Raw genomic sequence first — 4,195 nt, 5'->3', positions numbered from 1 at the left:
GCTTGGCGGCCCGGGCCGCCCGCAGCGCGAGGTCCCGTTCGAGTTCCTTCTCCCGCCTGGTGTCGGCCCGCACCCCCAGCCGTCTCACCAGCCACGGCAGGGTCGTCCCCTGGACCAGCAGCGTTCCCATGATCACGCCGAACGCGATGAAGACGATCTCGCCCCGGGCCGGGAAGTCGCCCCCCGCGTCGGTCTCCAGCGGGATCGCCAGCGCCAGCGCGACGGAGGCCACCCCGCGCATCCCCGACCACCACATCACCACGGTCTCGCGCCAGCTCACCGGGATGTCCTCGCCGGTGTCCCGGGCGGCGTGCAGCCGCCGCGTCAGCCAGGTCGCCGGCAGCAGCCACAGCAGCCGGACCAGGACGACCACACCCACGATCACCCCCGCCCAGCCGAGCAGCTCGCCCCAGTGGCCGGCCGCGGCGCCGACCGCGTTGTGCAGTTCGAGGCCGACCAGTCCGAACGCGATGCCGGTGACGAGCGTGTCGACGATGTCCCAGAAGGCGTGTCCGGCCAGCCGGGTCGTCACGTCGTCCGCGTCGGTGGCGTACTCCACGAGGAACAGCGCGGTGGTGAGCACGGCGAGCACCCCCGAGCCGTGCAGTTCCTCGGCCAGGACGTAGGAGAAGTACGGCACCAGCAGGCTGAGCGCGACCTGCAGGGTCGCGTCCCCGAGCAGGTCCATGAGCCGGTTGGCGCCCCAGCCGAGCACGAGCCCGACCGCGACCGCCACCACGGCCGACAGGACCAGGTCCAGGCCCGCGTCCCACGGCGAGAAGGTGCCGCTCACGGCGGCGGCGATCGCCACGTGGTACAGGACGATGGCGGTCACGTCGTTGAACAGGCCCTCGCCCTCGAGGATGGAGACCAGGCGGCGGGGCAGCCCCAGCTTCCCGGCGACGGCGGTCGCCGCGACCGGGTCGGGCGGTGCGACCAGCGCGCCGAGGGCGATCGCGGCGGCCAGCGGCAGGCCCGGCACGATCGCGTGGGCGACGACGGCCACGCACAGCGTGGTGACGAACACCAGCGCGACGGCCAGCAGGAGGATCGGTCTCGCGTTCGCCGCGAACTGCCGCCAGGACGTCCGGCGGACGGCGGCGTAGAGCAGGGGCGGCAGCAGCAGCGGCAGGATCAGGTCCGGCGGGACGTCCACGTTCGGGACGAACTCCAGGAGCGCGAGGACGATGCCGAAGACCGTCATCAGCACCGGCGCCGGCAGCCCCAGCCGGTCCCCCAGGGGAACGCACACCACGGCGCCGAGCAGCAGGGCGAACATCAGGGCCATCTGGTCCACGGTCGGTGCTCCGGGCTGCTCGGCGGTCGGACGGCGGGGCGTCCAGCCTGTCACGCCGGCGCCCCGCGCCGGGCGTGCGACGCCGTCCGTCCGGCGCCGGGCCCGGCGCCCCCGATGACCCCGCCTGCCCGGTCACGGGACGCCTACGCGTGCGGGACCGGGCCGGTCCCGGGGCGCACGGCCCCGGCGGGCGGCCCGGCTCGGGCGCCCGGGGCCGCCGGCCCCGTGGGCCGCCCCGCGCCGCCGCCCGTTACGCGCCCCGTCCGCTCACAGAGCGCGCCGCATGGCCCGGTGCGGCATCCCCGCGTCCGGGAACTCCGGACCGTACGCCGCGTACCCCAGCCGCTCGTAGAACGCCAGGGCGTGGGTCTGCGCGTGCAGGTCGAGGGCGGTGAGACCGCGGGCGCGGGCCGCCTCCTCGATGCCCCGGACCAGGGCGGCCCCGATGCCGAGCCCCCGCGCCCGGCGCGTCACCGCGAGGCGCCCCAGGGACCCGACCGACGCGTCGCCGCCGGTCTTCACGGCGGCGGCCCGGCCGTGCAGCAGCCGCCCGGTGCCGAGCGCCCCGCCGTCCTCACCGACCGCGAGCACGTGCACGGCACCGGCGTCGTACGCGTCGTACTCCAGATCCTCGGGCACGCCCTGCTCGGCGACGAAGACCTCCTTGCGCACCGCGAAGCACGCCTCCCGGTCGCCGGGCTCCACCGCCTCGCGGACCACGTACGGGGTGCTCACGCGTACGTCTCCTCCCGGACCTGGTCCAGCGCCCGCTGCAGGTCCTCGGGGTAGTCGCTGGTGAACTCCGCCCACCGGCCGTCCCCGGGGTGCTCGAAGCCGAGCCCCACGGCGTGCAGCCACTGCCGGGCGAGGCCGAGCCGCTTGGCGAGCGTGGGGTCGGCGCCGTAGGTCAGGTCACCGACGCAGGGGTGCCGGTGGGCGGCCATGTGGACGCGGATCTGGTGGGTGCGGCCGGTCTCCAGCTTGACGTCGAGCAGGGAGGCGGCGCGGAAGGCCTCGACGAGGTCGTAGTGCGTGACGGACGGCTTGCCGTCCGCGGTGACCGCCCACTTGTAGTCGTGCTGCGGGTGGCGGCCGATGGGGGCGTCGATGGTGCCGCTGGTCGGGTCGGGGTGGCCCTGGACGAGCGTGTGGTAGCGCTTGTCGACCGTGCGCTCCTTGAACTGGCGCTTCAGCGACGTGTAGGCGTACTCCGACTTGGCGACCACCATGAGGCCGGAGGTGCCGACGTCGAGGCGGTGCACGATGCCCTGGCGCTCGGCGGCGCCGGAGGTCGAGATGCGGTAGCCGGCGGCGGCGAGGCCGCCGATCACGGTCGGTCCGGTCCAGCCCGGGGAGGGGTGGGCGGCGACCCCGACCGGCTTGACGATCACGACCACGTCGTCGTCGTCGTGCACGATCTCCATGCCCTCGACGGGCTCGGCGACCACCTGCACCGGGGCGGGCGCCTGCGGCATCTCCACCTCGAGCCAGGCGCCCCCGCTCACCCGCTCCGACTTGCCGACCACCGACCCGTCGACCGTGACCTTCCCCGAGGCGGCGAGTTCGGCCGCCTTGGTCCGGGAGAAGCCGAACATGCGGGAGATGGCGGCGTCGACGCGCTCGCCCTCCAGGCCGTCGGGCACGGGCAGGGTGCGGATCTCGGGAATCGTGCTCACCCGTCGAGTATGCCGGACCGGCCCGGCGGCCCCGTACCCGCGGCCGCCGGTCCCGCTCAGTCCTTGTGGACGGTCCCGTCCGGGTCGAGGCCCCGGAAGGACAGCAGGACGATCAGGATGCCGCCGCAGACGATCGCCGAGTCCGCCAGGTTGAAGACGGCGAAGCCCTTGGGCGCGATGAAGTCGACGACCGCGCCCCGGAAGACGCCCGGCGAGCGGAAGATCCTGTCCGTGAGGTTGCCGAGGGCCCCGCCGAGCAGCAGGCCCAGCGCGATCGCCCAGGGCAGGCTGTACAGCTTGCGGGCCAGCCGGACGATCACCACGATCACCGCCGCCGCGATCAGCGTGAAGATCACGGTGAAGGCCTCGCCGAAGCCGAAGGCCGCGCCCGCGTTGCGGATCGCCTCGAACCTCAGCCACTCCCCGACGATCTCGATGGGCTCGTGGTGCTCCAGCTCGGCGACCACGATCATCTTGCTGATCAGGTCGAGGGCGTAGGCGACGGCGGCGACGGCGAACAGCACGGCCACGCGCCGCCTGCCGCGGGGGGCTCCGGCCGCCGCCCCCGCCTCCTGTGCACCGGCCCGGTCCGCTCCGGTCCGGTCCTGCCCGTCCCGGTCCTGCCCGTCCCGGTCCGCGTCCGGGGTTTCCGGCGTACCGATGATGCGCTCCGCCTCTGCCACGTGAGTCCCTCAACCTAGGTACCTGACTGAGGACGAGGGTACGGCACCCCCCTCGCGGCCCTCGCGCTCAGGCGGCGTACGGGGGCGCTCAGTAGCGGCGCTCCTGCTTCTGCTTGCACTCGACGCACAGCGTGGCCCGGGGGAAGGCCTGCATCCGGGCCTTCCCGATGGGGTTGCCGCAGCTCTCGCACAGACCGTAGGTGCCGGCCTCCAGCCGCTGCAGGGCGCGCTCGTACTGGGTGAGCATCTCGCGCGCGTTGGCGGCGAGCGCCAGTTCGTGCTCGCGGGTGATGTTCTTGGTGCCGGTGTCGGCCTGGTCGTCGCCCGCTCCGTCCCCGGAGTCCCGCATGAGGCCGGCCAGCGACCGTTCGGACGAGGCGATCTCCTCGCGCAGCCGCAGCTCCTCGGCCGTCAGCTCGGCCCGCGCGTCCTCGACCTCCTCCGGTGTCCAGGGCTCCTCGCCCGGGCGCACCGCGAGGTCGCCGGGCTCGATCGCCGCGAGCCGCGCCTTGGGCACGGGGGTCTTCGCCGCCGTCGCC

Annotated in this window: 5 protein-coding genes; all 5 read right to left on the bottom strand. The window is 74.4% G+C overall.

Annotated features, from left to right (window positions below; all coding sequences use genetic code 11):
* A partial coding sequence (locus AOK18_RS17795) for a Na+/H+ antiporter (RefSeq protein ID WP_055695019.1) occupies positions 1–1,297 on the bottom strand: 1,297 nt, incomplete at its 3' end.
* A gap of 267 nt (positions 1,298–1,564) precedes the next feature.
* Positions 1,565–2,032: a GNAT family N-acetyltransferase gene (locus tag AOK18_RS17790; RefSeq protein ID WP_055695018.1), complete on the bottom strand. Its 468-nt coding sequence runs from the start codon at positions 2,030–2,032 to the stop codon at positions 1,565–1,567.
* The gene (locus tag AOK18_RS17785) at positions 2,029–2,973 is read right to left on the bottom strand and encodes an RluA family pseudouridine synthase (protein ID WP_055572280.1); all 945 of its coding nucleotides are present in this window, start codon (positions 2,971–2,973) and stop codon (positions 2,029–2,031) included. Before AOK18_RS17785 ends, AOK18_RS17790 begins: the two co-directional genes overlap by 4 nt.
* Positions 2,974–3,029: 56 nt before the next feature.
* Positions 3,030–3,656 (bottom strand): signal peptidase II, encoded by a 627-nt coding sequence (lspA, locus tag AOK18_RS17780; RefSeq protein WP_055695017.1) that lies wholly within the window; start codon positions 3,654–3,656, stop codon positions 3,030–3,032.
* A gap of 88 nt (positions 3,657–3,744) precedes the next feature.
* Positions 3,745–4,195: TraR/DksA family transcriptional regulator (locus AOK18_RS17775; RefSeq protein ID WP_167738704.1), on the bottom strand; the 451-nt coding region annotated here is incomplete at its 5' end.

Source organism: Streptomyces prasinopilosus, from assembly GCF_001419695.1.
Classification (GTDB): Bacteria; Actinomycetota; Actinomycetes; order Streptomycetales; family Streptomycetaceae; genus Streptomyces; species Streptomyces prasinopilosus.
This window is presented reverse-complemented; position numbering and strand designations above follow the sequence as displayed.